Annotated in this window: 24 protein-coding genes; 10 read left to right on the top strand and 14 right to left on the bottom strand. The window is 37.5% G+C overall.

What is annotated here, in order from left to right; all coding sequences use genetic code 11:
• Nucleotides 1-2 precede the first annotated feature (2 nt).
• A complete protein-coding gene (locus AC0VZ4_RS02185; protein ID WP_475440780.1) occupies nt 3-566 on the bottom strand; it encodes a recombinase family protein in 564 nt (187 codons plus the stop codon).
• 603 nt (nt 567-1,169) lie between these two features.
• Between AC0VZ4_RS02185 and AC0VZ4_RS02180 the strand changes: the two genes are divergently transcribed.
• From AC0VZ4_RS02180 to AC0VZ4_RS02160, 5 genes are all read left to right on the top strand, one after another.
• Nucleotides 1,170-1,319, top strand: coding sequence for a hypothetical protein (locus AC0VZ4_RS02180; protein ID WP_475440779.1), 150 nt, complete (start codon nt 1,170-1,172; stop codon nt 1,317-1,319).
• A 46-nt stretch (nt 1,320-1,365) separates the two neighbouring features.
• Nucleotides 1,366-2,283, top strand: a complete 918-nt coding sequence (locus tag AC0VZ4_RS02175) for a hypothetical protein (RefSeq protein WP_475440778.1) — start codon at nt 1,366-1,368, stop codon at nt 2,281-2,283.
• Complete coding sequence (locus AC0VZ4_RS02170; protein ID WP_475440777.1) at nt 2,246-3,388, top strand: zinc metalloprotease; 1,143 nt, start codon at nt 2,246-2,248, stop codon at nt 3,386-3,388. Before AC0VZ4_RS02175 ends, AC0VZ4_RS02170 begins: the two co-directional genes overlap by 38 nt.
• Nucleotides 3,389-3,461: 73 nt before the next feature.
• On the top strand, nt 3,462-4,199 hold the full coding sequence (locus AC0VZ4_RS02165) for an alpha/beta hydrolase (protein ID WP_475440776.1): 738 nt from the start codon (nt 3,462-3,464) through the stop codon (nt 4,197-4,199).
• Between the two features lie 147 nt (nt 4,200-4,346).
• The gene (locus tag AC0VZ4_RS02160) at nt 4,347-4,574 is read left to right on the top strand and encodes a hypothetical protein (RefSeq protein WP_475440775.1); all 228 of its coding nucleotides are present in this window, start codon (nt 4,347-4,349) and stop codon (nt 4,572-4,574) included.
• Nucleotides 4,575-4,601: 27 nt separating this feature from the next.
• Here AC0VZ4_RS02160 and AC0VZ4_RS02155 read toward each other — a convergent pair whose 3' ends face one another.
• The 6 genes from AC0VZ4_RS02155 to AC0VZ4_RS02130 form a co-directional block, all read right to left on the bottom strand.
• Nucleotides 4,602-5,099 (bottom strand): hypothetical protein, encoded by a 498-nt coding sequence (locus AC0VZ4_RS02155; protein ID WP_475440774.1) that lies wholly within the window; start codon nt 5,097-5,099, stop codon nt 4,602-4,604.
• Nucleotides 5,100-5,101: 2 nt separating this feature from the next.
• Nucleotides 5,102-7,345 carry a hypothetical protein gene (locus tag AC0VZ4_RS02150; protein WP_475440773.1) on the bottom strand — a complete coding sequence of 748 codons (2,244 nt, stop codon included), beginning with the start codon at nt 7,343-7,345 and terminating at the stop codon, nt 5,102-5,104.
• Complete coding sequence (locus AC0VZ4_RS02145) at nt 7,338-8,945, bottom strand: site-specific integrase (RefSeq protein WP_475440772.1); 1,608 nt, start codon at nt 8,943-8,945, stop codon at nt 7,338-7,340. Before AC0VZ4_RS02145 ends, AC0VZ4_RS02150 begins: the two co-directional genes overlap by 8 nt.
• Nucleotides 8,935-10,278: a tyrosine-type recombinase/integrase gene (locus AC0VZ4_RS02140; protein WP_475440771.1), complete on the bottom strand. Its 1,344-nt coding sequence runs from the start codon at nt 10,276-10,278 to the stop codon at nt 8,935-8,937. Before AC0VZ4_RS02140 ends, AC0VZ4_RS02145 begins: the two co-directional genes overlap by 11 nt.
• 149 nt (nt 10,279-10,427) lie before the next feature.
• Nucleotides 10,428-11,138, bottom strand: a complete 711-nt coding sequence (gene ssb / locus AC0VZ4_RS02135) for a single-stranded DNA-binding protein (protein WP_475440770.1) — start codon at nt 11,136-11,138, stop codon at nt 10,428-10,430.
• A 20-nt stretch (nt 11,139-11,158) separates the two neighbouring features.
• Nucleotides 11,159-12,526 carry an MFS transporter gene (locus tag AC0VZ4_RS02130; RefSeq protein WP_475440769.1) on the bottom strand — a complete coding sequence of 456 codons (1,368 nt, stop codon included), beginning with the start codon at nt 12,524-12,526 and terminating at the stop codon, nt 11,159-11,161.
• 162 nt (nt 12,527-12,688) lie between these two features.
• On the opposite strand from AC0VZ4_RS02130, the gene uvrA reads away from it, so the two are divergent.
• Nucleotides 12,689-15,508, top strand: coding sequence for an excinuclease ABC subunit UvrA (gene uvrA / locus AC0VZ4_RS02125; protein ID WP_475440768.1), 2,820 nt, complete (start codon nt 12,689-12,691; stop codon nt 15,506-15,508).
• 81 nt (nt 15,509-15,589) lie between these two features.
• Here uvrA and AC0VZ4_RS02120 read toward each other — a convergent pair whose 3' ends face one another.
• Nucleotides 15,590-17,734 carry a winged helix-turn-helix domain-containing protein gene (locus AC0VZ4_RS02120; protein WP_475440767.1) on the bottom strand — a complete coding sequence of 715 codons (2,145 nt, stop codon included), beginning with the start codon at nt 17,732-17,734 and terminating at the stop codon, nt 15,590-15,592.
• A 281-nt stretch (nt 17,735-18,015) separates the two neighbouring features.
• Here AC0VZ4_RS02120 and AC0VZ4_RS02115 point away from each other — a divergent pair, with 281 nt between their 5' ends.
• Both AC0VZ4_RS02115 and AC0VZ4_RS02110 read left to right on the top strand, forming a co-directional pair.
• Complete coding sequence (locus tag AC0VZ4_RS02115; RefSeq protein ID WP_475440766.1) at nt 18,016-18,381, top strand: hypothetical protein; 366 nt, start codon at nt 18,016-18,018, stop codon at nt 18,379-18,381.
• 36 nt (nt 18,382-18,417) lie between these two features.
• The gene (locus AC0VZ4_RS02110) at nt 18,418-19,338 is read left to right on the top strand and encodes a TraB/GumN family protein (protein ID WP_337150671.1); all 921 of its coding nucleotides are present in this window, start codon (nt 18,418-18,420) and stop codon (nt 19,336-19,338) included.
• A gap of 114 nt (nt 19,339-19,452) precedes the next feature.
• Here the strand turns inward: AC0VZ4_RS02110 and trpS are convergent, their stop codons facing one another.
• Genes trpS through rpe form a run of 3 tightly spaced genes read right to left on the bottom strand, consistent with a single transcriptional unit; the run spans nt 19,453 to nt 21,838 of the window.
• Entirely contained in the window at nt 19,453-20,457 is a 1,005-nt protein-coding gene (gene trpS, locus AC0VZ4_RS02105) for a tryptophan--tRNA ligase (protein ID WP_337150670.1), read from the bottom strand.
• Nucleotides 20,458-20,489: 32 nt separating this feature from the next.
• Nucleotides 20,490-21,155: a phosphoglycolate phosphatase gene (locus AC0VZ4_RS02100; protein WP_096792373.1), complete on the bottom strand. Its 666-nt coding sequence runs from the start codon at nt 21,153-21,155 to the stop codon at nt 20,490-20,492.
• Entirely contained in the window at nt 21,155-21,838 is a 684-nt protein-coding gene (rpe, locus tag AC0VZ4_RS02095) for a ribulose-phosphate 3-epimerase (protein ID WP_475440765.1), read from the bottom strand. Before rpe ends, AC0VZ4_RS02100 begins: the two co-directional genes overlap by 1 nt.
• Before the next feature lie 216 nt (nt 21,839-22,054).
• Here rpe and AC0VZ4_RS02090 point away from each other — a divergent pair, with 216 nt between their 5' ends.
• The gene (locus AC0VZ4_RS02090) at nt 22,055-22,354 is read left to right on the top strand and encodes a hypothetical protein (RefSeq protein ID WP_096792371.1); all 300 of its coding nucleotides are present in this window, start codon (nt 22,055-22,057) and stop codon (nt 22,352-22,354) included.
• A gap of 4 nt (nt 22,355-22,358) precedes the next feature.
• The gene (locus AC0VZ4_RS02085; protein WP_475440764.1) at nt 22,359-22,544 is read left to right on the top strand and encodes a DUF2970 domain-containing protein; all 186 of its coding nucleotides are present in this window, start codon (nt 22,359-22,361) and stop codon (nt 22,542-22,544) included.
• Here the strand turns inward: AC0VZ4_RS02085 and AC0VZ4_RS02080 are convergent.
• The 3 genes from AC0VZ4_RS02080 to aroB are packed head-to-tail and all read right to left on the bottom strand — an operon-like array spanning nt 22,489 to nt 25,781.
• Nucleotides 22,489-23,358, bottom strand: coding sequence for a Dam family site-specific DNA-(adenine-N6)-methyltransferase (locus AC0VZ4_RS02080; RefSeq protein ID WP_475440763.1), 870 nt, complete (start codon nt 23,356-23,358; stop codon nt 22,489-22,491). The genes AC0VZ4_RS02085 and AC0VZ4_RS02080 overlap by 56 nt on opposite strands.
• 53 nt (nt 23,359-23,411) lie before the next feature.
• Nucleotides 23,412-24,710: an AAA family ATPase gene (locus tag AC0VZ4_RS02075; RefSeq protein ID WP_475440762.1), complete on the bottom strand. Its 1,299-nt coding sequence runs from the start codon at nt 24,708-24,710 to the stop codon at nt 23,412-23,414.
• Nucleotides 24,711-25,781 carry a 3-dehydroquinate synthase gene (gene aroB / locus AC0VZ4_RS02070; RefSeq protein WP_475440761.1) on the bottom strand — a complete coding sequence of 357 codons (1,071 nt, stop codon included), beginning with the start codon at nt 25,779-25,781 and terminating at the stop codon, nt 24,711-24,713.
• Nucleotides 25,782-25,786: the final 5 nt, after the last annotated feature.

Genomic DNA, 25,786 nt, shown 5'->3' with positions numbered 1-25,786 from the left:
TATTAACTCCCCTCCACGATGCGTCTTATTGTCGTCCTGCTAACGCCATACTCCTTTGAGAGTTGGTTCTGTGACTTCTGTTTTGATTGCACTAACTTTCGGATCTTTTCCCTATCCGAATCAGAAATAGTCTTTGGCCTGCCCATATGCTTCCCCTGAGCAATAGCCCGTTCGCGGCCTTCAGTCGTATTTTTGATGATTAGGCTTTTGTTTAATTCGGCAAAAACGGCAATAACATGAAGAACAGCTTTTCCAAAAGGCGAATCATCCGCACTGTTAATAACTCCATCAAGCGTTGTAAGAGCAGCACCTTTTGAATGGATACCATCTATTGCAGTCATGATCCCTTTGAGGCTTCTGCCCAAACGATCAAGTTTCGTAACGCATACAACATCTCCTTCACGGATATAATCGAGAAGATCGTCAAGTTTTTTTACATTATCCAAAGAGTTACCGCTTTGCTTGCCAGAGAATATCTTCTCACAGCCATGACACTCTAATGCTGCAACTTGAGCTTCAAGATCTTGCTCTTGTGTGCTAACCCTCGCATACCCTATTAACGCCATCTCCAGCCTCTTTGCATGAACCTAAGTTATAAGTTTAGTTCATCTTTGATTATGCGTGAACTTTTTATTTATAAAAACCTTTAGTTCATGTATTAAAGTAAGGATGCTAATTTAGTAACAGACAGCAAGCAACGAGTCATTAAAATAAGTCCATAAATGATAGAGAAATGTTAGAGTTTGTTAAAGAGTCTTGACTAATTACAGAGAAAAACAAAGTTTGCTCACTTGAAACAGTACAATAAATTTAGGAATACCTCTTGCAATTTTGATTTAAAAAGCAACTTATCTTGTATATCATTTGTATCAAATAATAACGTTTTGAAGCCATCCTCATAACCATCAAGATATGCTTTCTCAGTCAATGTTAAATCTTCAGGTGCAAAATTCACGATTTAAATAAAGACAACTTAAAAATAAAAAATACACATGTTGACAACATCAAATTAACAGTGCTAGTTTAGTAGTCGCAGATTAGGTAACTACTTTACTTAATATTTAAAGGATTTAAAAAGCTGCTTTAGGATATACTCTACCGGTCAGCCTATTCCATCCTTTAAATTCAAAAGTCTGCATTTTATTAAAAAAATAAATTGGAGAATAATAATGGATTTGATTAATTCAGAAGAATGTGGTGTTAACGAAAAGAGCGCTGAAAATCTTGAAGTCATCTCGACTCATGATGTTGTAGAGTTGGAACAGCGTTTCGAATACGAAACAAATGTCACCATTTGCAATTATCAATTTTTCTTTTAAATAAGGATGTTTGTAGTGACTGGTTAACAGTCACTACTTTTAAATCATGCAAAAAACAACCAAATTAAAAGTTTTATCTAATTTTATTCGACTAGGAGTATCTTCTTCGAGTGAGGTTTATATTCATTTAAAGAAATGGCTACAATATCAAAAAAAATTGCAAGGAATTTTGGCCACTCAATCTATAGGCCAATTTAACCTAAATCCATTAGATGAAAAATCCGATATTAAAAATAGATTTTTCGTTACTGCCCACTTCGGTATGTACCCATTAATCGTTAAATACCTATCTACAATATTCCCAGAAAGAGAGATCATCTGTTTAGTAGGTAAACAAAAATCAATTAAAGGTATTATACAATTAACAAATAATTTAAATTTAAATGTTAAGTATATTGAAGTAGGTGATTCCCTGATGTTTTTTAGAAAGCTTATTAGACTTAATAAAAAGGGATCAATATTTTTATCAATGATAGATATTCCTTTAGGTGTTTCTGATAAAAATGAACAGTGGCTGCCATTCTTGAATGGAAATATTAAAGTCAAAACAGGATTGTTAAAAATCGCCAAAAAGTTAAAGCTACCTGTTCGTTTTATAATTTCAGGTCTAGATATCAAGACGAACAATGTGCCTATACACAGCTATTCAGTAAATGACGTTGAATCTATCTTTGACCTATTTAGTTCTTTTGTCGATAAACATCCCTATATGTGGGATAAAGTGATGGACATTTTTAAGTTTTATGAAAGCTCTATCGAGCAAGGATTATACATCCCTTTCAAGCTGAAAAATGAATTTTTTACGCTAGATGTATCAAGTAATCAGGTACATAAGATTAACGATATATTTTATAAAAAATTATATGATTTAAAATCTCTTGAAAAAACAAACAATGAACTATTTGAACATTATAAAAGACAGATAAATGAACAAACTAATTTCAACATTCAACGAGCAATATGACTCTTTAATAGAGTCTATTACTGAGTTGAATGGTAACTTTATCATTAGAACTATAGATGGGCGTTTTTTCAAGTTCGGTCATGAATCAATTAATTTATTAAAAGTCCTTAAAAGTAATATTGTAGTAGATGAACATCTAGAGAATAAACTTGAATTTTTCATTAATAATGTATTACTACCTAAAGGCTTATACCAATTACAAGGTACTAAAAAGAAATTTTTACCTAAAAACCCAAAATTAACATTGCATGTTGAATTATTTAGTACTTCTTTTGTGACTAAAATATGTGGCTTTTTTATGTGGATGTTTTCTCCTTTTGTCGTTTACTCTTTTGTCGCTATATCATTGTTAATAAATATTATGTATTTTGGGCAGCACGCTCATGTGTTTTCATATGAATATATACTTTCTTACACTCCCCTAGAGGTGATTTTTGTTCTCTTTTTATCTATTGTTACGTCTCTATTTCATGAGTTAGGTCATGCTACTTGTTGCAAAAAGCTATCAGGAAGAGCTGGAGATATAGGCTTTGGTATGAATTTTTTTATTCCTGTATTTTATGCCAATGTATCAAATATCCACATACTATCTAGTAACCAAAAAGCTGCGGTTGCTATATCTGGAATTTACTTCCAATTAATGCTATCCACTAGTCTTATTTTTCTAATTCCAACATTCCCTGAAATTGAGAAATACATCGTTCTTAACTTGATTGGGATATTTTTAAATTCAATTCCATTTTTTAGAAATGATGGGTACTGGCTTCTAAACGATCTACTTAATAAAGAAGACTTACTAAAAGAAACATTAATACGGTTTAAAAGTTTTAAACGTATTCAAACCATACATACTATTTATGGCTTGTTAATCGTAATGTTTTTTACAGTCGCTATATTAATAATGTTTAATTTTTCGATAAATACAGGCCCATCAATAATTATAGAAATAATGAATCAACAGCACTTTTATTTTTCCAGTTACTTAAAAGCAGCATTGATCGCACTTCATTATTTAGTGATAACAATTTCTTTATGGCTTTTGCTAAGCAATATATATAAAAAGTTAAGTAAAAAATTTACACCTACTCAAATAAAAAAGGCCTAATCAAATGAAACCTTTCATCATTTTCATTCTTATTTTTAGTATTTCGGCATGCTCTGTTACAGTTAAGGAAGACATGATTGCGTCCCCTTCAAAAGATATCAACTCCCAAAACCTTAAAACCTTATCTAAGGTATATAGCACAGTTGAACTAACCGCAAAGGATGGTTCAAAGCTATTCGCACTACAAAAATACAACTCCGATATCAAGACGACATTAGTGGTATTCCATGGCAATGCTTTAAATCTTACACTGCAACCTTGGTTTGGCGTACTAAATACGTTGAGTGAGCTAAATATTAATATTCTAGCCATTGACTATCGAGGGTATGGAGAAAGTGAGGGTAAAGCTAGCTTTACTCACATGAAAGAAGATGCGCAGTCTACACTAAATATTGTATCTAGTGATCAAAATGTTTATGTTTATGGCTTGTCGCTTGGTTCAGTCATGGCCGCTGAGGTAATGACAGATAAAAGAGTAAAAGGCGTCATCATTGAAGGTGGGATCACAAACCAAAATGAAATGATTGACCTATTCAAGTCTAGAAAAACATTTGGCTCTTTATTTACCGTAGAACTTGATAAGAGCCTTAATTTCGATATACCGAAGTCAATTCAAAGCCACCAAATACCACTACTTGTTATCCACGGTAATCAAGATGAAAATATTCCCGTAAGTATGGGGGAAACAATCTTTACTGCTTCAAACCATTCAAATAGTAGATTGTTTTTGGTCGATAACGGTGGTCATTGTGACACATTTGCTGTTGATAAGGATGAGTACTTAGAAAGGCTAAATACCTTTATCAACTAAAATTATCTAAGTATGCAGTGATATAATTGCTTATGTCACTGCCACACTAGCCATATTGAGGGTGCTTTAATGAGCAATAATAGAACCTGTGTTGTTTGTGCTTGTCTATCACTTATATTGATAGCAAGTTGCAAATCTAAACCTACAATGAATTTTCAGAAAGACCGAGATGTTGAGTACAGAGACACGTACTCAAATATCGAAGGTATGGTGCAGTACCAAAAGGATCAACTCTACTTAATGAAAAACGAAAGAAGCAATGGATGTTTGAGGAAGTTAATGGATAATTTAGTAGAGGCGCATTTACACAACTATCAAGAAGAATTAACTCTAAAAGTACAAACACTTGAGCCATGTAATTTACTTAATGAGTAAAAATTTGAACTATTTCAAGTTAATGGATTAATCTCTGTTCTTTGCTGGTAACCCACTATCAATAGTTACGGCAAGCTTATTCAAATCAACTCCATCCATCTTTTGAAGGTTATGTTGCCACCTAGCAAACCTTTCAAGCAATATGTCATTCTGGGTACTTAACCTATTGTTCTCCGAGGCAAGCCTTTCGTTCTCGTTTTCAAGTTTTTCAACTCGCTTTATAAGTTCAGCGATGGTTGCATCATCATTGTCTAAATTTTCCAAAAGTTGGCTTAATTTATCAGAGCTATCAAATAGCGACTTGGCTTCTTCAATTGCAGCAGATTTTTTAAATCTAAGCTCTTCTTTCTTTAAGTCAAATGCATGTTTGATTTCATCATGCTTTGTGTAAGTGTGCCTTGATGGGGGACGTTTTAAGCCCAATTCTGATTGAAGCCTTTCAGAAAGAAGATGATATGTAAGCTTACCTCTCCAACCATCAATGATCGCTAGAATCGTTTCTTTGTTGTCTGTTACAAAAGCCATGATTACTCCTCCATATCAGTTAACGCTAAAGCGGTAAGATCAAAAGTTGGGATTACACTCTGCTCGTCAATATTGAGTGACCGTTTAACAGGGGAAGGGTCTAATTCGTCAGGGATTCTGATAGGCGTGCCATCAGGTCTGTTCGGGTCTTCCATCATGGCAATAATGGTTTTTATCTTTGATAATCTGAAACCTAAAGCTGTTACCCAACGATCTGCACCGAAAACTTTATCTCCAGCTTTAGCGACAGCATCCTCTAGCTGCTCCTCGTAAAGCTTCTCAAGGTTTTTAAGCTCTTCTAGGGTATTAGGTAACCCTTTTAAGCATTCATGCTCACTACAGACTGCACAATCGCCATTTTTAACACATGGACTTTCCGCATAGTTGTGAACGCAGTAGCCTAACCCTGTAAACTGAGCAACACCTGACCTATTAATTCCAAGTGACTTAAGAGAAACTGGTAAACCTAAATCATGTAAAACGATTGCAGGGGGAGGAGACTCTGATGTGTATGATGATAAAAACTTATTAGCTTGAGCAACCGTCATGACACCTTCACCATTTGCAACATGGCCTATGCGCTTGGTTAACCGCGACTTCTGCTCTTGCGTTCTTCCATCGTAAGCTTTGTTTTGTTCAATATCAGCTCGACCTGACCACTTGGCAATCAACCAATCTTCTTCACCAGCCAGCTTCAACTTAGTATTCAACCAATGCCGGGGTTGGTGTGTATTCAATTGTAACCTAGTGCCATCTTCGTCTGTGATTGCCAATTCATCAAAGATTGACTCGATAGTTTCTTCTCCTGAAGGGCGATCTGAACCCATAGCATCACTCACAGCTCCATGACCGACCATTACCCAAGAAAACGGCTTAACATCAAACTCTTTGTGAAACTCATTCTCGCGAACTAAGGTAATGCAATCCCAAAGCTTCACATCACCATAATTGGGAAAGTCTTTTGTTTTATATTTTTGATCAACAACAGAGCGTAGATCTCTATAACTAGGGAATTTGATACTAATCCCTGTAGGGTTATGAGTATGTTTGGTCAGTATTTCGTTGTCCTGCGAAACTTTACACCCATTCAATAAATCCTTTTTCCAGTCTGACACATGATTGATTTGGTTTATTAAGTTACGTAACCATTTTATTGAACCATTATGTGTCCAACTCATCTGTGTTCCGTTTGAATCCAGACCAGTTTTAAAGCACATTGCTTTTGCAAATTGATTATATGTTAACGGTTTGTCTTGCGGGAAATCAGTAAGTGTAATGCACTCTTCATGCGTCATAAAAATGTTGGGATTTTCAAAAGCAAATTTCGCCGCAGCTCTAGCAGGAGCAGAAATATCAATGAGTCTGTCAAATGCCTGCTGTACGACATCCTCTAGTAGTTTAGGAACCCACTTTTTAACAGGGTCTCCTCCTTTTGCGGGATGCCACATTAGATATAAACGTCCCTTTTCACTTCTTTGTAGTGAGTTTATTGTTAAACCATTAAGTTCTGTATTTCTGCTCGGCTGGCACATCAACATTAAACATAGACTGGAGAAGTATTTTTGACGAGGTGTTTTAGCTTTATGAAAGGCATCCGCCACTTGAAGCATTTGATAGTCAGAAGGACATTTCTCCACTTCTTCTTTACGACTGTCTTCATCAAGTTTGATTCTGGAATCGGATGGACGAGGGAAAGGATTTGACCAGTCTTGTAGATCTAGTTTGAATCGCTTGTCCCTAATGAACTTCAATACTCTTTCAAATGACAGACCAATATTGCGCTTTCCTCCAGCACCTAATTTACTGTTCTTAATCTGTTCCTCAACACGATTAATAACTGTGTTATTGAGGTGCATAATATCAACATCAGATCTGTCATTTTGAGCCGCGTTTTCTTCTAGCGCATTATAGATCCACACTAAAGATGAAACCCAAGCGGTTGAGTCTTTATGATTTAGTGACTGCTCATAACGCACATAGGCTTTGGCAAAGTCAGCAAATGGCTGCTTAAATGGTGTATATTTCGAATGATTTTCGCTGTTACCAAATACGATGGTTAATTTCTTTCCTCTTGCTGTATTCCAAGACCACTTATCACATTCCCATCCCTTTTGAATTCCGCTAGGGCTTTCAAAGTCAAGATCCTCAAAAAGCGTTAAATCGTTTTTTGCGAATGCTATGAACTCCGCGTAATTTTTCTGGAAATCAAGTTTATGCTTCGGTGTAAATACCAATACATCAGACATTTAACGCTCCTTCCTTTTCCAGCTCTTGCTTTCTAACATGACACTTTTGAATAACGACTTTGATTGCATCAATACTGCGATTATGACCTTGCAATACAAACTCACTTGCACCCATCTTACGCTTGCGATCACGCTCAGTAATGACACTTTTCAGGACTTCTGTATGAGGTGCATTTAACCAAGGTTGGAATTTATTGCAGGTGTAACAATGAATTGTGCCATTAGCACAAAAGCCAAACTTTCCACAGCTTCCGACAGGATTGCCATCGTTGTTGTTGATTCGACTGCGAGGATCATTAGCTCGAATTGCGTCTTTTTCACCATCTATCAAAGTTCCTGAAAATGCTTGCGCCAATGGCGTAAGGTCCGCTGCAAGCGCTTCATCAATTCTGTCAGCCATTTCTTCGTTGAACTCTGTATAAACTTTGACTTGCTGGGTATCTGACTGGCCTAGTTCTTCGGCTATTGCATAGTCACTTGCACCTAGCATTGCCATATTGGTCGCATGGGTATAGCGGAATCTCCTTGGATTGATATGCAGGTCACCAAACCCATCATCGAGTTTAATCCGTGTTGTTTTTAGTGGGCACAACCGAGACAAACGCCTGATCATTTCACCAACAGAAGGGTTTGCTCCTTTTGTCCGTAAACACAATAAGTCAGGCGTTTTTTGTTGTAGCTGTTCAAATTCATCAAAACTAGCGAGTTTAGCCATTTCTCGTGTATTGAGGAAAATAGGAATTTGGTTCTTTTGTCTAGATGTCAATTTAATATCGAATTGTGTTTCAACAGCATTGATGGATTGATTTGCCTGTGTTTTTAGCACTAGCATTAAATCTTCACCAGAATCCTTCTTGATTTGAAAAGAGCCTCTAAAATGCTCATCACGTTTTTTGGCATTGGGAAGCTGCAAATCAAAATGTTCAACACCTTCTTCAACCCTTGTTATTAAATCTCCATAGTAGAGATACGTGAGTTGCACAGGACGAGCACCCGTTTGTTGTAGTGCCATGATAAAGGCGTAATCAGTCAACGAGATCAGCCTTTCAGTAAAGGCATCAACGTACCAGTTTATAAATGCTGTTTGTTCTTCAAATGAATAGGCACCGCTGAAAGGGCAACCTAAAGCTACGGCTTTTCCTTTTTCATTGCCAGACAGTTTAAGTGAGTTAAGCAACTCAACCGTTTTTTTATCAACTCCTTTGATTTCCTTGTCGTGCCAGTCTAATAAGAATGCACGAATGTAACCCAGCTTATACTCTGTGCTTTTGGTTAGTGTTGCCTTGTAATTTATTACATGTTCTTCATTTATTTTGCCCGTAACGCCAACAGCGAAGAACCACCGACAATATCGAAACAGATTATCTGTATAAGAAGATGAAAATTCACATGCATAATCAGCTAATGCTAACCGAAAATTACTTTCGAACTTAGGATCTAAATTTAGCGAAGCGAGCAACTCAAAATTCAACGACTTATTTGCATCTAACTGCCAAAGATCGTCATACACATCAAATTCATAGTTAGCTTTACTGTATCGCTTATCCGACTTTGTTCTAGCGCTTTTTGAGCCGTGTAATTTTTTTGCTTTAGCTACCATGATAGCCCCCGTCTGTTTTGTGCTTCATCCGCGATTGCATTCTTTGGCGTATCCTTTGCGCCTGTTTTCTTGCAGTTCGCTTGAGATAAATCTCACCTGATTTAAGAGATGAATGTCCATTTAATTTGGCTCTTATCTCCAGCTCTCGCTGCTTTGTAATCTTATTTTCGTCTGCATATTGCTTTGCAGCTTGATGCAGCCCCGCCTGTTCCAATCGTTTTACTTCTTGCCTGACAGCCCTTCTTTCCTCATCAATCTGATCTGACAGTTGATCATTAAAATAATGTCTATAAGAATGAGGTGTAATAGCCCAGAAACGCTCAGGGTTCACACCTTTAATGCTTTTAAATATATCGTTAATTGTTTGTTGAATGAGCGGTTGTCCAGACTGGTAATGTCCCTCCTTATCTTTGTGAGAAACAAAAATAAATGGGTGTGTTTTCGCTACTTTTGTATCAGCACGATGAATCTTGATATAAGTGTTTAGTAAGTCTCTAAGCTCTTTTGTAATAGAAACCGCTCTGCCGAGGGTCTTTGCTGTTGGCTCTTTTACCCTAGGATCATCCTTACTGTCATGTCTTCTAACAACTGACAATGTTGGATTGTCAATATCTGTTCCAATATCGCTAATTCGAAGCGCTAATAACTCAGCACATCTAAATCCTGTTTCATACAAAACTTGAACAATGAGATAGTTTCTAAACTTGATAACTGGGTTTTTAAACGGGTTGTAATGTGAATCAGGCTTAGCTACCTCAACAAAGTCATCAAATACATCATCTGGAATACCAGATTTATCTAAGGAAACTTTCTTCGATTTTCCTTTTGGCTTACCACTCTTAAGTCGAGTTTTCATCTTATCCAGCGCCTCCAGAAGTTCTGCGGCTGCTGGCTTATGCTTGACTCTCTCTTGCCCTATAAAGTGAAGAAACTCTGCAATGTGAGCTATACGGGATATATATTGAGATTTACCAATAGTCGGTTTGTCTTGTGATTTTGATAAATGAAACTTTCCCATATCGACCACATTACTTGCTGGTTTATCTTTAACCACTTTAGCCTGATATGAGCAATGCTCTTTAAGTTTATTAATATCATCAAGGTTAGGTACTTTACCGTTATATATTTCCTCAAGCAGATCCCTACCGTTAATCTCCTCCCAGCGTTTCAAATGTTTAATGTCTTTCAGGTATTGCTCAATTGATGTTGCAGCTTTAGTCATTCGCAGTTTTTGCGTAACAAAATGAGTGACCCAAAAATCGGGAACGCCATCTTCTCCTAATAAAAAGGCGTAGCGCTCTCCACTTTTAAATTTCTTTACAGCAACTTTCATGAACACTCACTAATAAACATTTATATTTGTTATAAAGTAATATAGTGAATATTTTCAACTTTTCAACATTAATTTTCTAATAAAACTAAAAAAGCCGCTAAAAAGCGGCTTTTAAGATTATTTTTCAACATTTGATGTTTTGTCTTTGTCTAGAACGGAATATCGTCATCAAAATCAATGGTTGGTTCCATTGGGTTTGATGCGCCACCTTGCGGAGCACTTTGTGGTTTAGGAGCGAAACCACCTTGTTGCTGCGGTGCACTATTTTGTTGTGGTGCAAAGCCGCCTTGCGGTTGTTGGTATTGATTATTTTGTTGTGGTGCTGGCGCTGACTGAGGTTGCGCTGCAGGTGCTGCTTGCTGTTGTGGAGCATAACCACCTTGTTGCTGATTATTTTGGCCGTAACCACCACTTTGTTGAGCACTTTGCGCTTGATTACCTTGGTAACCACCACCTTGTTGTCCACCTTGCGGCTGATTACCTTGGTAACCACCACTTTGTTGATCGCCACCACGTGCGCCTAACATTTGCATTTGACCAGTAAAGCCATCTACAACTATTTCTGTAGTGTATTTTTCTTGGCCTTGTTGATCGGTCCACTTACGTGTTTGAAGTTTACCTTCAACATAAATTTGTGAACCTTTACGACAATATTCACCAACAATTTCAGCTAACTTGCCAAAGAATACAACACGGTGCCACTCAGTTTTATCAACCATTTGGCCAGTGTTTTTATCTTTATAGCTATCTGAAGTTGCTAAGGTAATATTTGCTACACCGTTGCCGTTAGGCATATAACGAACTTCAGGATCTTGCCCTAAATTACCAACCAAAATTACTTTGTTCACACCGCGTGCCATGGAACCATCTCCTATAAATGTTAGATTAAACCAGCTACTTTACGCGCTTGGTCTAGGTCAAATTCTTTATCATTAATCTTTAAATAGCTGCGACTTTCATCGCGAACCACAGTTGCTTCTATTACGCCTGGTAAAGCAACTAACTGAGAAGCAAGTGTTTGAGCATGCTCTTCAGAATCTAATTTGGTCATTAAACTAATAACTTTACTTTTGGGTGGGACTTGCATTTTCCACGCAATAATAAGCCATATTAACCCAACAAGTGCCGCTGCCGCAAACACAGCTTGCGTCGTTGTAGTTTGTGCTACATAACCACCTAACATACCGCCTAAAAAGGCGCCTAAAAACTGACTAGATGAGTAGCCACCCATTGCTGAACCTTTTTGGCTTGCAGGTGCTATTCGCGATACAAGCGCAGGCATAGTGGCTTCTAAAAAGTTAAACGCCACAAAATAAAGCAGCATACACACAGCAATGCCTACTACACTATTAACCCATACCGACATTGCTAACATACTAATAGTTAACAAGGCTACTGAGCCAATAAACGCTTGTTTTTCTTTTTCTTTTTTGATGGCCACAATCATTATTGGTACCATTAATAAAAAGGCTAAAAATAGCACTGGAATATACAAATACCAGTGATGGTCGGCAACCAAGCCATCTTTAATTAATTGACTCGGCAGTACCACAAAAATTGTGGTTAGCGTTAAATGCAATAACAATACACCTGCATTTAATCGTGCTAACTGAGGGTGTTTAATTAATTTTTTAATGTCGTTGAAGCTTGCTAATGTATCGCCTTTGGGTGCTTTATTTACCGCCTTTGGCACTAGCATGGTCACTATAAATATACCAAAGACAGCTAAAATAGCAGTCAACCAAAATACACCCGCAATACCCCACGAAGCGGCGACAATTGGCCCAAGTAACATAGCAAAGGCAAAGCTCATGCCTATGCTCATACCAATAACGGCCATTACTTTTGGTCGTTGCTCATCACGGCTTAAATCTGAAGCAAACGCGAGTAGCGCACTGGCTATTGCGCCCATGCCTTGTAGAGCGCGGCCTACGGTAACCATTTGGATAGAGTCAGCTAATGCAGCAACTACAGAGCCAATAGCAAATACAACTAAGCCACCAACAATAACCTTTTTACGGCCAATCTTATCGGATAATCGACCCATAGGTATTTGTAATACAGCTTGCGTTAAACCGTACGCACCAATGGCAAAACCAATCCAAATAGGCGAAAAGCCTTCAAGCGATTGTCCATAAATAGCCAATACAGGCATCAGCATAAACAAGCCGAGCATTCTAAATGCAAACACACTCGCCAGTGATACAGCGGCGCGTTTTTCTCGTGAATTAAGTGAAGATGCGGTCATTATCTGCGTGATCTTACTCTATGAAAAATTGAGGTTGGGATTCTACCATAAGCTTGGCAATAATTAATCGCCTATAAGTAAGGATTTTTCATTGATCAAGGATTAATATTGCTTCGTATTATGCGATACTGAGTAAATAATTTTGGTAATAAACGAGATAGCATGGAAAACATTGAAGTCCGAGGCGCCCGAACGCACAATTTAAAAGACATCAGCCTAACCATCCCACGTGATAAACTAATAGTTATTACTGGTCTATCTGGTTCGGGGAAGTCATCACTTGCATTTGATACACTTTATGCAGAAGGGCAGCGCCGGTATGTTGAATCACTCTCTGCGTATGCAAGACAATTTTTATCGCTTATGGAAAAGCCTGATGTAGATCACATTGAAGGCCTCTCTCCTGCCATTTCTATTGAGCAAAAGTCAACGTCTCATAACCCGCGTTCAACCGTAGGTACTATTACCGAAATTTACGATTACTTACGACTCATGTTTGCCCGCGTTGGCGAACCACGATGTCCTACACATGATTTACCACTTGCTGCGCAAACAGTGAGCCAAATGGTAGATACTGTTTTAGGTCTACCTGAGGGCAGTAAATTAATGCTGCTTGCGCCAATAGTAAAAGAGCGTAAAGGTGAGCATGTTAAGTTATTAGAACAGCTATCTAGCCAAGGTTATATTCGCGCCCGTATAGACGGTGAAGTATGTGACTTGTCTGATCCACCAACACTTGAGCTTCATAAAAAACATACAATAGAAGTTGTTGTAGACAGATTTAAAGTAAAAGATGGCTTACAACAACGCTTAGCAGAATCGTTCGAAACTGCACTAGAAATGTCTAATGGCGTTGCACATGTAGCATATATGGATGATAGCAGCGCTGAAGAGATTCTATTTTCAGCAAATTTTGCCTGCCCTACTTGTGGCTATGCAATGACTGAACTTGAGCCGCGTTTGTTTTCGTTTAATAACCCAGCTGGTGCGTGTCAAACCTGTGATGGTTTAGGTATACGTCAATATTTTGATCCTAATCGCGTAGTGCATAACCCAGAGTTAAGCCTTGCTGGCGGTGCAATTAAAGGATGGGATAAACGCAGCTTTTATTACTATCAAATGCTGCAAGCGGTTGCGGATCATTACAATTTTGATTTAGATGTGCCTTATCAAGATTTAGACAGCGACTCGAAAAAAATTATATTAGACGGCTCTGGTAGCACTAAAATTGCGTTTAATTACCGTAACGACCGTGGCGATTTAATTACGCGTAACCATGAGTTTGAAGGCGTTTTAAATAACATGAATCGCCGCTACCGCGAGACAGAGTCAAACTCTGTACGCGAAGAACTTGCTAAATACCAAACAAGCCAAGCCTGTCCTAGCTGTCATGGCTCGCGCTTACGCGAAGAATCTCGAAATGTATTTATTGGACAAACCAACTTACCTGCAATCACATGCATGAGTATTGGTGAAGCCATGGAATTTTTTGAAGGTTTAGAGTTAACCGGACAAAAAGGCCAAATAGCTGAAAAAATATTAAAAGAAATTCGCGACCGCTTATCGTTTTTAATTAACGTTGGCCTCAATTATTTATCACTTGAACGTAGCGCCGATACATTATCAGGTGGTGAAGCTCAGCGTATCCGCTTAGCCAGTCAAATTGGTGCTGGCCTTGTAGGTGTAATGTATGTACTAGATGAGCCATCTATTGGGCTGCATCAACGCGATAACGACCGCTTACTACAAACACTAATCCATTTACGCGACTTAGGTAACACCGTTATTGTGGTAGAGCACGATGAAGATGCTATTCGTGCGGCAGATCATATTATTGATATTGGTCCAGGTGCGGGTGTTCATGGTGGGCATATTATTGCTCAAGGTACGCGCGACGATATTTTAGCAAGCAAAGAGTCTGTTACGGGCCAATTTTTATCAGGCGTACGTAAAATAGAAATACCAAAAGAGCGTCACCCAACGAACGACAAATGGCTAGAGCTATTTGGCGCAACGGGTAATAATCTTAAAAATGTGGATTTAAAAATCCCATTTGGTTTAATGACCTGTGTGACAGGTGTATCGGGCTCAGGTAAATCAACGTTAATAAACGATACTTTATTTAAACTTGCTCATACAGAGCTAAATGGCGCAACCACTGCCGAAGCTGCACCGTATAAATCAATTAGCGGTTTAGATCATTTTGATAAAGTGATCGATATTGATCAAAGCCCAATTGGTCGTACTCCTCGTTCAAATCCGGCAACCTACACAGGTATATTTACCGGTATTCGTGAATTATTTGCAGGTACACAAGAAGCGCGCTCACGTGGCTACAAAGTAGGTCGCTTTAGCTTTAACGTTAAAGGCGGACGCTGTGAAGCGTGCCAAGGTGACGGCTTAATAAAAGTTGAAATGCACTTTTTACCTGATGTGTATGTACCGTGTGATGTGTGTAAGAGCAAACGCTATAACCGCGAAACGCTCGAAGTACAATACAAAGGTAAAAACATACACCAAGTACTTGAGATGACTGTTGAAGACGCTCATGATTACTTTGATAAAATACCGGCTATTGCGCGTAAACTTAAAACGCTAATGGACGTTGGTTTATCGTATGTTCGCTTAGGACAAGCAGCTACTACGCTCTCTGGTGGTGAAGCTCAGCGTGTAAAACTTGCCCGCGAGCTATCAAAGCGTGATACCGGTAAAACACTCTACATATTAGATGAGCCAACAACAGGCTTACACTTTGCTGATATTGAGCAGCTGCTTGTTGTACTTCATCGCTTGCGCGACCACGGAAATACAATTGTGGTTATTGAGCACAACCTCGATGTTATTAAAACAGCAGATTGGGTGATCGATTTAGGACCTGAAGGCGGAGCTGGCGGTGGTGAAATACTCATTGCAGGTACGCCAGAAGAAGTAGCTGAGTGTGAGTGTTCACATACTGGGCATTACCTAAAGCCATTGCTTTAATACCAATAAAAAACACCAAGTAGTTTAACTACTTGGTGTTTTTTATATTTAGCTCCCGACTGTTAGTCCTTGATAAACTTTTTATTCATCCCAACTAATTTGTATAATTTGCATATCTTTGTATTTAGCACCCGTGAATAAAATTTCATTATCTGAACTCACTTCAAAACCAATAGGTCGAAAGTCCACGTGTATATCTTGTATAGTTTGATCGCGTAAATTTAGTCTAGCGACTCTAGAAATAGAATCTGAATAATAGAAATACTCTTTGCTAACTCCATACGCAACTGACTTTTTGGCGTTTTTAGGTAATTCCCAGCTTTGCCTATCTGAAAGGCGAATTAGCTGATTATCATTGGTTACGTACCCGTTACCTTTACTATCTGAAATGAGTTTATTAGCTTTTATACCTTCTATTACACGTGTATCACGTGTTACTAAATTAAATTCTGCCAATATATTTTTTGAACCAAGTCGCTTAACATAAATAATGCTGTCGTTATTTTTTGACCAAATATAGCTTACTATTTTATGCTTATTAAATTCTTCAAATGGATAAAATTTTTGAGCGTTTACGTCATAAAGTGAAAAACCTTTATTTTTCATGAATATCATGCGTTGCTTATTAGGAGAGGCTCTTAGTCCTCCTAATACAAAAGTTGATGGGCCATCATCGTAATTAAAAAAGCTAAGTTGCTTTGTAAGACCATTTTGAGAGAGCCACAATTGACTGCTGCCAGAACGCTCTGATACAAAAACATGTGCTGTCCCTTCCTTATTAATTATTTCAGCAATGTTGTACTCGTCTTTATCACTTTTATAAAGTGCTTCATACTCAGGATTATCACCAAAAGGGTCTGTAGCTTTAATAAGCGAGTATGCCTGTGTCATATTTTCCGAGTAAAATAGGCTGTTATCAGAGTGAACTGCAATATAATAAGGTGAAATTGCTGGGGTAACCGTTAGTGTGCGTTTAATAATATTATTTTCATCAAACACAATGGTTGAAAGGTCAGAGTCTTCAAAAACAATCACGCCTTTATCGTCTGCAAGCCAGTCAAATGCGAAGCTAATTATGCTTTTCTTTGCTTTAAATAACCGCTTGGTTTCATGGGTCTCAAAGTTGTAGCTAAATACAGAAAAAGGCTTACCCTTTTGACTAAGTACATATGCTATTTTACTACCAGAATGAGATAAACGAGGCATGATTACGCCATACATGACGCCTGGTGGTGGGATCACTATGAATTCTTTTTTAAGTTCTAAATCATATTTATATAAACCTGAACCCTCATGCTCATTTTTATATTCGGTGTAATAAATATGCTCACCACTTTCGTCTACTTGCGCATAACCTGTGTATCTAAGGTCGCACTTTTTAATTAAAGTAGCCTCTCCTATAACAGGAAACTGGCTTAAATCAACCAGTACCATTTCACACTTTTGCTGCTTTAAGTTGGTCGCTTGTAACAACACAGAGTGCTGATTTAACTGCCACGATAAAATAGATACTTGAAAGCCAGGATAGGTAATTTCAACTTCCCTTTGATCAGATAGTCGCTTTACAAATGCATGCATTATGTCATTTTCAGGTTCAACATTTGTATAAGCTAAATATTGTTTATCTGAGGACATCTCAGGGTGAACCTCACTGCCTATATTCCACGTGCTTGCTACCTTATTAACCGTGATCTGTTTAATCTTTTCGCTAGAAAGTGCATTAATAAAAAACAACCCAAACCATACTAAAGAGCACAGGCAAATAATGACGAGTAAAGAATAAATCAAAAACTTTTTACTATTCTTTTTTTGAACTGGTTGAGAAGTAGTTGCAGTAGCTATCTCTTCATTTTTGGCAGAAATACCCGGTGAGTCAGGCAAAATGTTTGCAGACTCTTTGGAGACGTTTGCTTGCGTTAAACGCTCAGGTATTACTGTTAGGCTATATCCTTTACGGTAATGCGTTTTTAAAAGCGGCGCTTTTTCAATTGGGTGGGCAAGCTGCTTTCTTAACTCTGAGATTGCACGGTTAATCGCATTATCATCAACAAAGCTCTGTTGCCATACACTCTCAATAAGCTCTTGGCGGGAAACGATTTGTTGAGGCTTGTCTATAAAGTGGAGTAATAACTTTACTAAAAGTGGATCTAACTCTCTTTCTAAATGGTTTGAAGTAATCACACAGCGATTACTAATAAATTGCCAAGGTCCGATTTGATAATTCATAGTCTTTACATATTTTTATTTTTATAAACCGTATCACATCTACACTTTATTTTATAGAAAAAGCATTTTAAACCTTATATTAGCATTATAAGGTTTAAATCTAACATACTAAATTTAAACAATTATTTAGTTTTAAAACCTTATCTATTAATTGCTCACAACTAGATAAGCGACTCTCAATAAATTCAGCGATATTCTTTAAACCGTCATCAACAAGCAGCTTAGTAAAAAATCATTTGTGATTCTAAATTGGCTGCAATTAAAAATATAAAGGTTTAATTATGAATAGCACAATGAAAAAAGTACTACCGGCTTTACTACTAGCAACTGCTTTTAATACAACTTCAGTTATTGCAGCTGACGCTAAACAACACACCGTTCAAAGTAATTTTGAGCAATACATGATTGGTAAAAGTATAGAGGCGATTAACCCTGTTAATCAAAAGCTGCAAAAAGCAAACAAAATAGACGCTTCTGAGTCTTTAAAAAGTAATATTGATACGCAAACGTTACTCTCTTTAATGGATGAAAAAATATCAGCTGAGCTTGACTCTTCAATGAGCAAAATAAACACGCAAATTGATAAAAGCCTTTCAAAGGTAACATCGTCAATCACTGCATATTTCAGTAATGTGTTATCGAACTAAAAACAATAAAATTAAAAGTTATATTAAGGAATTATCATGAAAAAATTCACAAAAAAATTAGTATCTGCCAGCGTATTACTTAGTTGTAGCTTTTTAGCAAATACAGCACAGGCTCAAAGCTCTGTATGGCAAGTAAGTAATGGCAATGACTCACTATTTATTGGCGGTACAGTTCACATACTACCTAAAGCTGAAATGCCACTGCCCGCTGAGTTTAACCATGCTTATGAACAAGCAGATACAATTATTTTAGAAGCACCGTTACCTGACCCAGCCGACACCAATGCACAAATGCAAATGTTAGGCGCGCTATCGTATAAAAATAACGAAACGTTAAGTCAAAAGCTAGAACCCCAGATTAAAGCTTCACTTGAAAATAAGCTTAGCGAGTTTGGCGCTAACCTAGCTAAGTTAGATGGTTATCGCCCTGCTATGGTTAGTATTGTTTTAATGTCGATGGAGCTTCAAAAACAAAATATAATGGGTGAAGGGGTTGATGCTTACTTTACTAAAAAAGCGACTGAAGATAACAAAACAAAAAATTACTTAGAAACAATGGAATTTCAGTTAGAGCTTTTTAAAGCAATGGGTCAAGGCAACGAAAACGATTTCATTAAACGTAACTTAGCCGAGCTTCACAACTATAGCGATATGTTTAAAGGGCTTTTAGCTGCATGGCGCAAAGGTGATACAGACACCCTAAATAAAGTGGCACTTGAAGATATGCAGAAAAATGATCCGAATAGCTATAAACAGCTTATTACAGATAGAAATAATGATTGGTTACCAAAAGTAGAAGCCATGTTTAATAACGATAAAAATGAGTTTGTACTCGTTGGAGTTGCCCATCTTGCAGGCCAAGATAGCTTACTCACATTACTTGAAAACAAAGGCTATAGCGTTTCTTTAGTCAGTGTTGATAGCACAGCAGATATAACAGTAAGAAGAGCTGAGTAATGGATAAAACAGACAAACTAGCGATATCGCTGCTGTTTCTATTTGGCTCTATCATGTTGATATGTGCTATATAAAAAATGCCGCTAACAAGCGGCATTTTTTATTTTAATAAACTTACCCGCGCGGAATAAAACCAAGTGCATCGTAAACTGATTTAAGTGTTTTCTCAGCACGTACGCTGGCTTTTTCAGCACCTGATTTCATTATGCCATCAAGTAGATTTTGATCATCTCTGATCTCTTTAAAGCGTGCTTGAATAGGCTCAATCATATTTACAACTGCATCTGCTGTATCTTTTTTCAAGTGGCCATACATTTTATCTTCATATTCAGGAACTAGGTCTTCAATTGAGCGCTTAGTTGCAACACTCAATAAAGTAAGCAAGTTTGATACGCCAGGCTTTTCTGTGCGATCAAAATAAATACGTGCTTGTTCATCTGAATCAGTTACTGCTTTTTTAAGCTTTTTCACAATTTGCTTAGGCTCATCTAATAACATGATGTAACCATTTGGGTTTTCGTCAGACTTAGACATTTTTTTAAGTGGGTCTTGCAAGCTCATTACGCGTGCACCAAACTCAGGAATGTACGGCTCTGGTAATTTAAATACGTCGCCGTATAAATTATTAAAGCGTGTGGCTATATCGCGAGTCAGCTCTAAGTGTTGCTTTTGATCATCCCCTACTGGTACTTGATCAGCTTGGTATAATAAAATATCCGCAGCTTGCAATACTGGATATGAAAATAAGCCCACGTTTACGTTATTTGCGTGCTTAGATGACTTGTCTTTAAACTGAGTCATTCGATTAAGCTCACCCATTTGCGCGTAACAATTTAATACCCACGCTAATTGTGCGTGCTCAGGTACTTGCGATTGTACAAATAACGCAGATTTTTCAGGATCAATGCCACATGCCGCGTAAAGAGCAATACCATCTAACACTCGAGAGCGCAGTAATTCAGGCTCTTGGCGAACCGTAATAGCGTGTAAGTCTACTAACATAAAGAAACTTTCGTGGTCTTCCTGTAACTTTAGCCACTGGTTAATAGCGCCAACATAGTTGCCTATTGTCATACCACCGGTTGGCTGAATGCCGCTTAAAACTACTGGTTTACTCATGATTTTCCTTTATTTTGCTTAATGAATAATATTTAACGCTGCGTTAGAACAGGTATTATATCTAAGAAGTTATCGCATAGGTACTGCGGATTATAATCCTCAAGACTTTCACCTTGGTTATAGCCATAACTAAGTGCAATTACGTCTATATTAGCGGCTTTAGCTGCAAGTATATCGCTTTTAGAATCACCTATCATTATTGCTTTATTAGGCTCCGCATTTAGTTTTTTGCAGGCAAATAGCAATGGTTCTGGCGATGGTTTTTTTGCCATGTCGTCACCGCATACAACCACATCAAAATGACTCGTTAGGGCCAATTTTTCGAGTAGTTTCTCTGTAAAAATTCGAGACTTATTAGTGATTAGCGCTTTTGGCATACCACGAAGTGCTGCAAGCCCAGTTTCCACGTGTTGGTACAGCACACTATACTCACCAACTTGTTGCTCATAGTGCTTATAAAACCGTGATATTGCTTTATCACTAAGTGACTCGTCTAAATGTTCACTCACTTGCATATCGCCACTCAAAGCACGCTTAACGAGTACTTCTATGCCATTACCTACCCAGCTTTCAACTAAGCGTTGGCTAACGATAGGAAAAGCGAGGTCACTCAAGGTTAGGTTAATAGCAATATACAAGTCGTAAACGCTATCAACCAAAGTACCATCTAAATCAAATAAGGCGACGTCGTACTTCATTATTTTACACTTCCAAGCTGCTCACGCATTTGATCAATCACCACTTTGTAATCAGGTTGGTTGAAAATAGCGGAGCCTGCCACAAACATATCTGCACCCGCTCGAGCCGCTGCTGCAATATTATCGACTTTAATACCGCCATCTACCTCTAAGCGAATATCACGACCCGATGCAACTATACGTTGCTTAGCTTGTCGTAGCTTTTCAAGCGTATGAGAGATAAAACTTTGTCCGCCAAACCCAGGGTTTACCGACATTAGTAAAATGGTATCTAGCTTATCAATAACATGATCTAAGTAACTTAGACTCGTTGCAGGGTTAAACACTAAGCCTGCTTTACAGCCATGATCTTTAATTAACTGTATTGTACGATCAACGTGTTCACTGGCTTCTGGATGAAAAGTAATAATTGATGCGCCAGCCTCTGCAAACAGTGGAATAAGGCCATCTACAGGTTTAACCATTAAATGTACGTCGATAAGTGCTGTTATACCGTAATCTCTGAGTGCTTTACACACCATTGGGCCAATTGTGAGATTAGGTACATAGTGATTATCCATCACATCAAAATGAACCACGTCAGCACCCGCATCGAGTACTTTATCAACATCTTCGCCTAGTTTTGCAAAATCAGCAGACAAAATAGAAGGGGCAATTAAATATTTTTGCTCTGGGTTAAACATGATTAACTCCATCAATAAATAGTATATTTCGTTAATGTAACTTAATTAATGAAGTTACCCAAGAACGGATAAAAGATAATGATGGATCCCTAAAATTAAAAAGAATAGTTAAGTTATTATTTTTTATAATTATTCACTATTATCTTAAATATTTAAGTTTGTTATTTAACCAACCTTTGGTATGATTAAAAAAGTAACAAATAATTAGGCCTACATATGCGAGCTTTTAAAACAGGGATATTAATTGCATCGGCATTATTGTTTATTGGGGCGTTTAGTTTCTCTCCAAATTCTGAGCCCGAAATTAGCTCAGTAAATAATTGCCATTATCAAAATCTATCTGTGGTTTCTAAAAATACTGCAGAAGTGTGTATTAAGATAGAAGAGGATTCGTCTTGGGTTTCGTGGATTACTGGTGATAGTAGAAGTGCGCAGTTTCATTATTTAGATTTATTAGAACTACTTACCAGCTCAGATGATTCGAAAAAAGCGCCATCTTTAAAACCTCTATTTTAATATAATGCTGCAATTTTTTAGCGCGTTACAAAGTGTGCTAGCAGCATTTTTTGGCGTTCAATCAGAAAGCAAACGCAATTCAGACTTCAAAAAACACTCTCCATATTCAATAATTATAATTGCGATTATGCTTTTTATAGTTTTTGTATTTTCGATTTACGCGATTGTTGCTTTAGTGGTAAATACATAGCCATTAACTCATCTACTTTATTACGAGAACCGCCTTTAGGGCTAATAGTCCGCTTTACTTGAATTTGATCCAATGATGCCTTGCTATAAATCTTTCGTGTCCATACTGTATCGTGGTTAGATATAAGTACTGGTGTATTATTTTCAAATGCTGCCCGCTCTGCCAAATTAGCTAAGTTAGCCTGATCATCTAAATTAAAGCCACCCTTTGCATAAGAGGTGAATGATGCAGTTTTACTTAAGGGTACATATGGCGGGTCGCAATAGATAACTGCATTCTCAGGTACCAATTTAAATACATCATCGTAATCTAAACAGGTGAAAGTTGCTTGCTGAGCTTTCGCGGCAAAAAAATACATTTCTTTTTCAGGAAAATAAGGCTTTTTATATTTACCGAAAGGCACATTAAAAATACCTTTTAAGTTGTATCTACACAACCCGTTATAACCATAACGGTTCATGTACAAAAATAATATTGATCGCTCATATACATCGCGGCTTTGATTAAACTGTACACGATACTCATAGTAAGCGTCAGGATGGTTATTCAAATCAACAAATAGCTTTTTTGCATCACTAATAAACTCATCTGGTGAATTTCTTAGTTCTTTGTATAAGTTTATTAAATCTGCATTTATATCATTAAGAATATAATGTTTAAAATTACTATTTAAAAACACCGATCCAGCACCAACAAAAGGTTCAACCAAAGTGTCTGCATGCTTGCTTGCTTGGTTTAGTCGCGCGTTAATATCATCAACGAGGCTGTATTTTCCGCCAGCCCATTTAAGGAAGGCTCTACTCTTTTGCTGCATTGGCTCTTTACTTCAATCTGGTGTTACGCGATTTTACACTAAAGCGATTTAATTTACTGATCAACTAGTGCTATTTCTTGTTTTATTTTGCTAATTTTTTTATAAAAAGGTTTATTTTTCAAAATGTCAGAAGGCAATGTTTTCATTGCCAATTTTGCATCCTCTAAACTCGCAAAATTACCAAACGTAACTACCCACCAAATTTTGTTGTTTCTTTTAGTTTGATAAGTATAGGCCTCACCTTCCAGTTCATATTTAGCCATAAACTCAATACTAATTTGCTGCTGTGTTACGGCTAATAACTGAATTACAATGTGGTGAGTAGGTTGTTGTAAGTACCAATTCTTTTCAATATCTGATTGTTCATTCTTCATTTGCGATTTAGGGTGCTCTTCAGCTATTTTTATATTTGTAGCTAACCGTTCCGTTTCTACGCTCGCTTTTTTTAAGCTTTGCATAATTGCGGGCACATCATTCTGGTGCTCTTTAAGCTTCGTCTCGTTTATTACATCTGGAAGTATTTGGGGGATAGGCGCTTCATTAGGAGACATGAGTCGATTACTTACTTCGCTCACTGGAATGGCTAACGTTAGCAACTCAGGTTGCTCCTGCTGGTGATATTGCTGCCACCATTGCGTCATATTTGATTTATACAATAAACCTATAATTAAGAACATTATTATCAACAGTAAAGTTAATAAGTGTAATCGCCACGATACTTTGTCTTTGACTGTAAAATCTGCGATATGTTCAGTGGGTTGCCATGCTAACAATAAGCTAGGATTCCCTCGAGCTTCAGACAAAAAAGTCTGGAAAACAGGGTCCTCGTCATAAGGAAGAGCAGTGAAGTACCAACTCATAAGCTGCTTACTTTCTCGCAGACTTAAAGGCTCTAAATAAATTTCAACAACATCATTCAAAAACAGTTTTGATTGTGAAGCGACCATAATATACAAGGTACTTGGACTCATTTTAGCCAATGACTCAAGCTCAATGAGTATTTCTTCTGAGAGATGTCTACCACCGTCAAACACCCACAAACAAGGCCCACATGTTTGCTGTTGAAGCAATTGATAATAGTTTTCGGATAAGCTTAAGTTATGATCCACCAAAGGAGCATTAAAGCTTTGTTCTAATAACTGACTCATAAGCTGAGTATCAGTCATTTTTCCTGTTACTTGTACAAAAGCTTTATTGAAATCATTATATTTATCGGTAATGAAGGTTTCGAGCATATAACTTTTACCTAGCCCTGATGTGCCAAGTAAAACGATAAGGTTTTGCCCGTATTCAAATTGCAATGCGATTCTATCCACCAAAGCCGCACGGCTTGGTAAAATTTGTGACTGCATTTATTGCTCGATTAAGGCTCGAACTTGGTCGTCAGATACATCATCAACTAATGCGCATTGACCAAATTGGGTTGGTAAAATAAACCGGATTGTACCTTTTTTATTCTTTTTGTCTTTACGCATATGCGTTAAAAACTGATCGCTTGTCATTTCTGTAGGTATTTTGGTTGGTAAGTTATACTGCGCAATAACATCAATAATACGTGCCACTTCATCAGCACTCAAGTCTTTGCGCGTATGAGCAAGTTGTGCGGCAAGCACTATTCCTGTTGCAACAGCTTCACCATGTAGCCAAATACCGTAGCCCATTTGCGCTTCAATCGCATGGGCAAATGTATGACCCAGATTTAAAAGTGCCCTAAGGCCTTGCTCTTTTTCATCTTGAGCAACAATTAAAGCTTTAATTTCACAACATCTAAAAATAATATGCTGTAAACACGCTTCATTTAATTGCTGTAAGTCTTTTACGTTTTTTTCTAAATAACTAAATAATTCAGTATCATAAATCAATCCATATTTTATAACCTCAGCCATACCGGCAGCAAACTCTCTTGCTGGTAGCGTATGCAAAGATTTGGTATCAATAAAAACCGCTTGTGGCTGATAAAATGCCCCAATCATATTTTTACCTAAAGGATGATTTACAGCCGTTTTACCACCAACTGATGAGTCTACTTGCGATAACAATGTGGTTGGTATTTGAATAAATGGCACACCGCGTTGGTAACATGCAGCTACAAACCCAGTTAAGTCACCTATAACACCACCACCTAATGCAATTAAGCACGTATCACGACCGCAGTTATTTTGGAGTAAAAAAGCAGATGTTTTTTCAAACCATTCTAGTGATTTGTATTGCTCACCGTCAGGTATTACAAAAGAGAGTGGTTTTAGCTCAGCTAACGAATCAAGTAGCCCTTGTAGATATAAAGGTGCAACTGTGTCATTAGTAATGATGATAGGCCGACAATCACCAATGTAGTGAATTAGGCGGCCATTATCTTGAAGTGCAGATTGACCAATATATATAGGATAACTTCGCTCGTCCAAATTAACAGTTAATTCAAGCATGCTCA

Source organism: Pseudoalteromonas sp. QJM3NY_22 (assembly GCF_056173065.1).
This window is presented reverse-complemented; position numbering and strand designations above follow the sequence as displayed.

Excerpts from the sequence above, each read along its gene's own strand:
- uvrA (WP_475440768.1), top strand. The coding sequence starts at position 12,689 with ATGGAAAACATTGAAGTCCGAGGCGCCCGAACGCACAATTTAAAAGAC.
- ssb (WP_475440770.1), bottom strand. The coding sequence starts at position 11,138 with ATGGCACGCGGTGTGAACAAAGTAATTTTGGTTGGTAATTTAGGGCAA.
- AC0VZ4_RS02150 (WP_475440773.1), bottom strand. The coding sequence starts at position 7,345 with ATGTCTGATGTATTGGTATTTACACCGAAGCATAAACTTGATTTCCAG.
- AC0VZ4_RS02160 (WP_475440775.1), top strand. The coding sequence starts at position 4,347 with ATGAATTTTCAGAAAGACCGAGATGTTGAGTACAGAGACACGTACTCA.
- AC0VZ4_RS02110 (WP_337150671.1), top strand. The coding sequence starts at position 18,418 with ATGAAAAAATTCACAAAAAAATTAGTATCTGCCAGCGTATTACTTAGT.
- AC0VZ4_RS02100 (WP_096792373.1), bottom strand. The coding sequence starts at position 21,155 with ATGAAGTACGACGTCGCCTTATTTGATTTAGATGGTACTTTGGTTGAT.
- AC0VZ4_RS02175 (WP_475440778.1), top strand. The coding sequence starts at position 1,366 with ATGCAAAAAACAACCAAATTAAAAGTTTTATCTAATTTTATTCGACTA.
- aroB (WP_475440761.1), bottom strand. The coding sequence starts at position 25,781 with ATGCTTGAATTAACTGTTAATTTGGACGAGCGAAGTTATCCTATATAT.
- AC0VZ4_RS02120 (WP_475440767.1), bottom strand. The coding sequence starts at position 17,734 with ATGAATTATCAAATCGGACCTTGGCAATTTATTAGTAATCGCTGTGTG.
- AC0VZ4_RS02165 (WP_475440776.1), top strand. The coding sequence starts at position 3,462 with ATGATTGCGTCCCCTTCAAAAGATATCAACTCCCAAAACCTTAAAACC.
- rpe (WP_475440765.1), bottom strand. The coding sequence starts at position 21,838 with ATGTTTAACCCAGAGCAAAAATATTTAATTGCCCCTTCTATTTTGTCT.
- AC0VZ4_RS02090 (WP_096792371.1), top strand. The coding sequence starts at position 22,055 with ATGCGAGCTTTTAAAACAGGGATATTAATTGCATCGGCATTATTGTTT.
- trpS (WP_337150670.1), bottom strand. The coding sequence starts at position 20,457 with ATGAGTAAACCAGTAGTTTTAAGCGGCATTCAGCCAACCGGTGGTATG.
- AC0VZ4_RS02170 (WP_475440777.1), top strand. The coding sequence starts at position 2,246 with ATGAACAAACTAATTTCAACATTCAACGAGCAATATGACTCTTTAATA.
- AC0VZ4_RS02080 (WP_475440763.1), bottom strand. The coding sequence starts at position 23,358 with ATGCAGCAAAAGAGTAGAGCCTTCCTTAAATGGGCTGGCGGAAAATAC.
- AC0VZ4_RS02145 (WP_475440772.1), bottom strand. The coding sequence starts at position 8,945 with ATGGTAGCTAAAGCAAAAAAATTACACGGCTCAAAAAGCGCTAGAACA.
- AC0VZ4_RS02140 (WP_475440771.1), bottom strand. The coding sequence starts at position 10,278 with ATGAAAGTTGCTGTAAAGAAATTTAAAAGTGGAGAGCGCTACGCCTTT.
- AC0VZ4_RS02115 (WP_475440766.1), top strand. The coding sequence starts at position 18,016 with ATGAATAGCACAATGAAAAAAGTACTACCGGCTTTACTACTAGCAACT.
- AC0VZ4_RS02155 (WP_475440774.1), bottom strand. The coding sequence starts at position 5,099 with ATGGCTTTTGTAACAGACAACAAAGAAACGATTCTAGCGATCATTGAT.
- AC0VZ4_RS02185 (WP_475440780.1), bottom strand. The coding sequence starts at position 566 with ATGGCGTTAATAGGGTATGCGAGGGTTAGCACACAAGAGCAAGATCTT.
- AC0VZ4_RS02180 (WP_475440779.1), top strand. The coding sequence starts at position 1,170 with ATGGATTTGATTAATTCAGAAGAATGTGGTGTTAACGAAAAGAGCGCT.
- AC0VZ4_RS02075 (WP_475440762.1), bottom strand. The coding sequence starts at position 24,710 with ATGCAGTCACAAATTTTACCAAGCCGTGCGGCTTTGGTGGATAGAATC.
- AC0VZ4_RS02130 (WP_475440769.1), bottom strand. The coding sequence starts at position 12,526 with ATGACCGCATCTTCACTTAATTCACGAGAAAAACGCGCCGCTGTATCA.
- AC0VZ4_RS02085 (WP_475440764.1), top strand. The coding sequence starts at position 22,359 with ATGCTGCAATTTTTTAGCGCGTTACAAAGTGTGCTAGCAGCATTTTTT.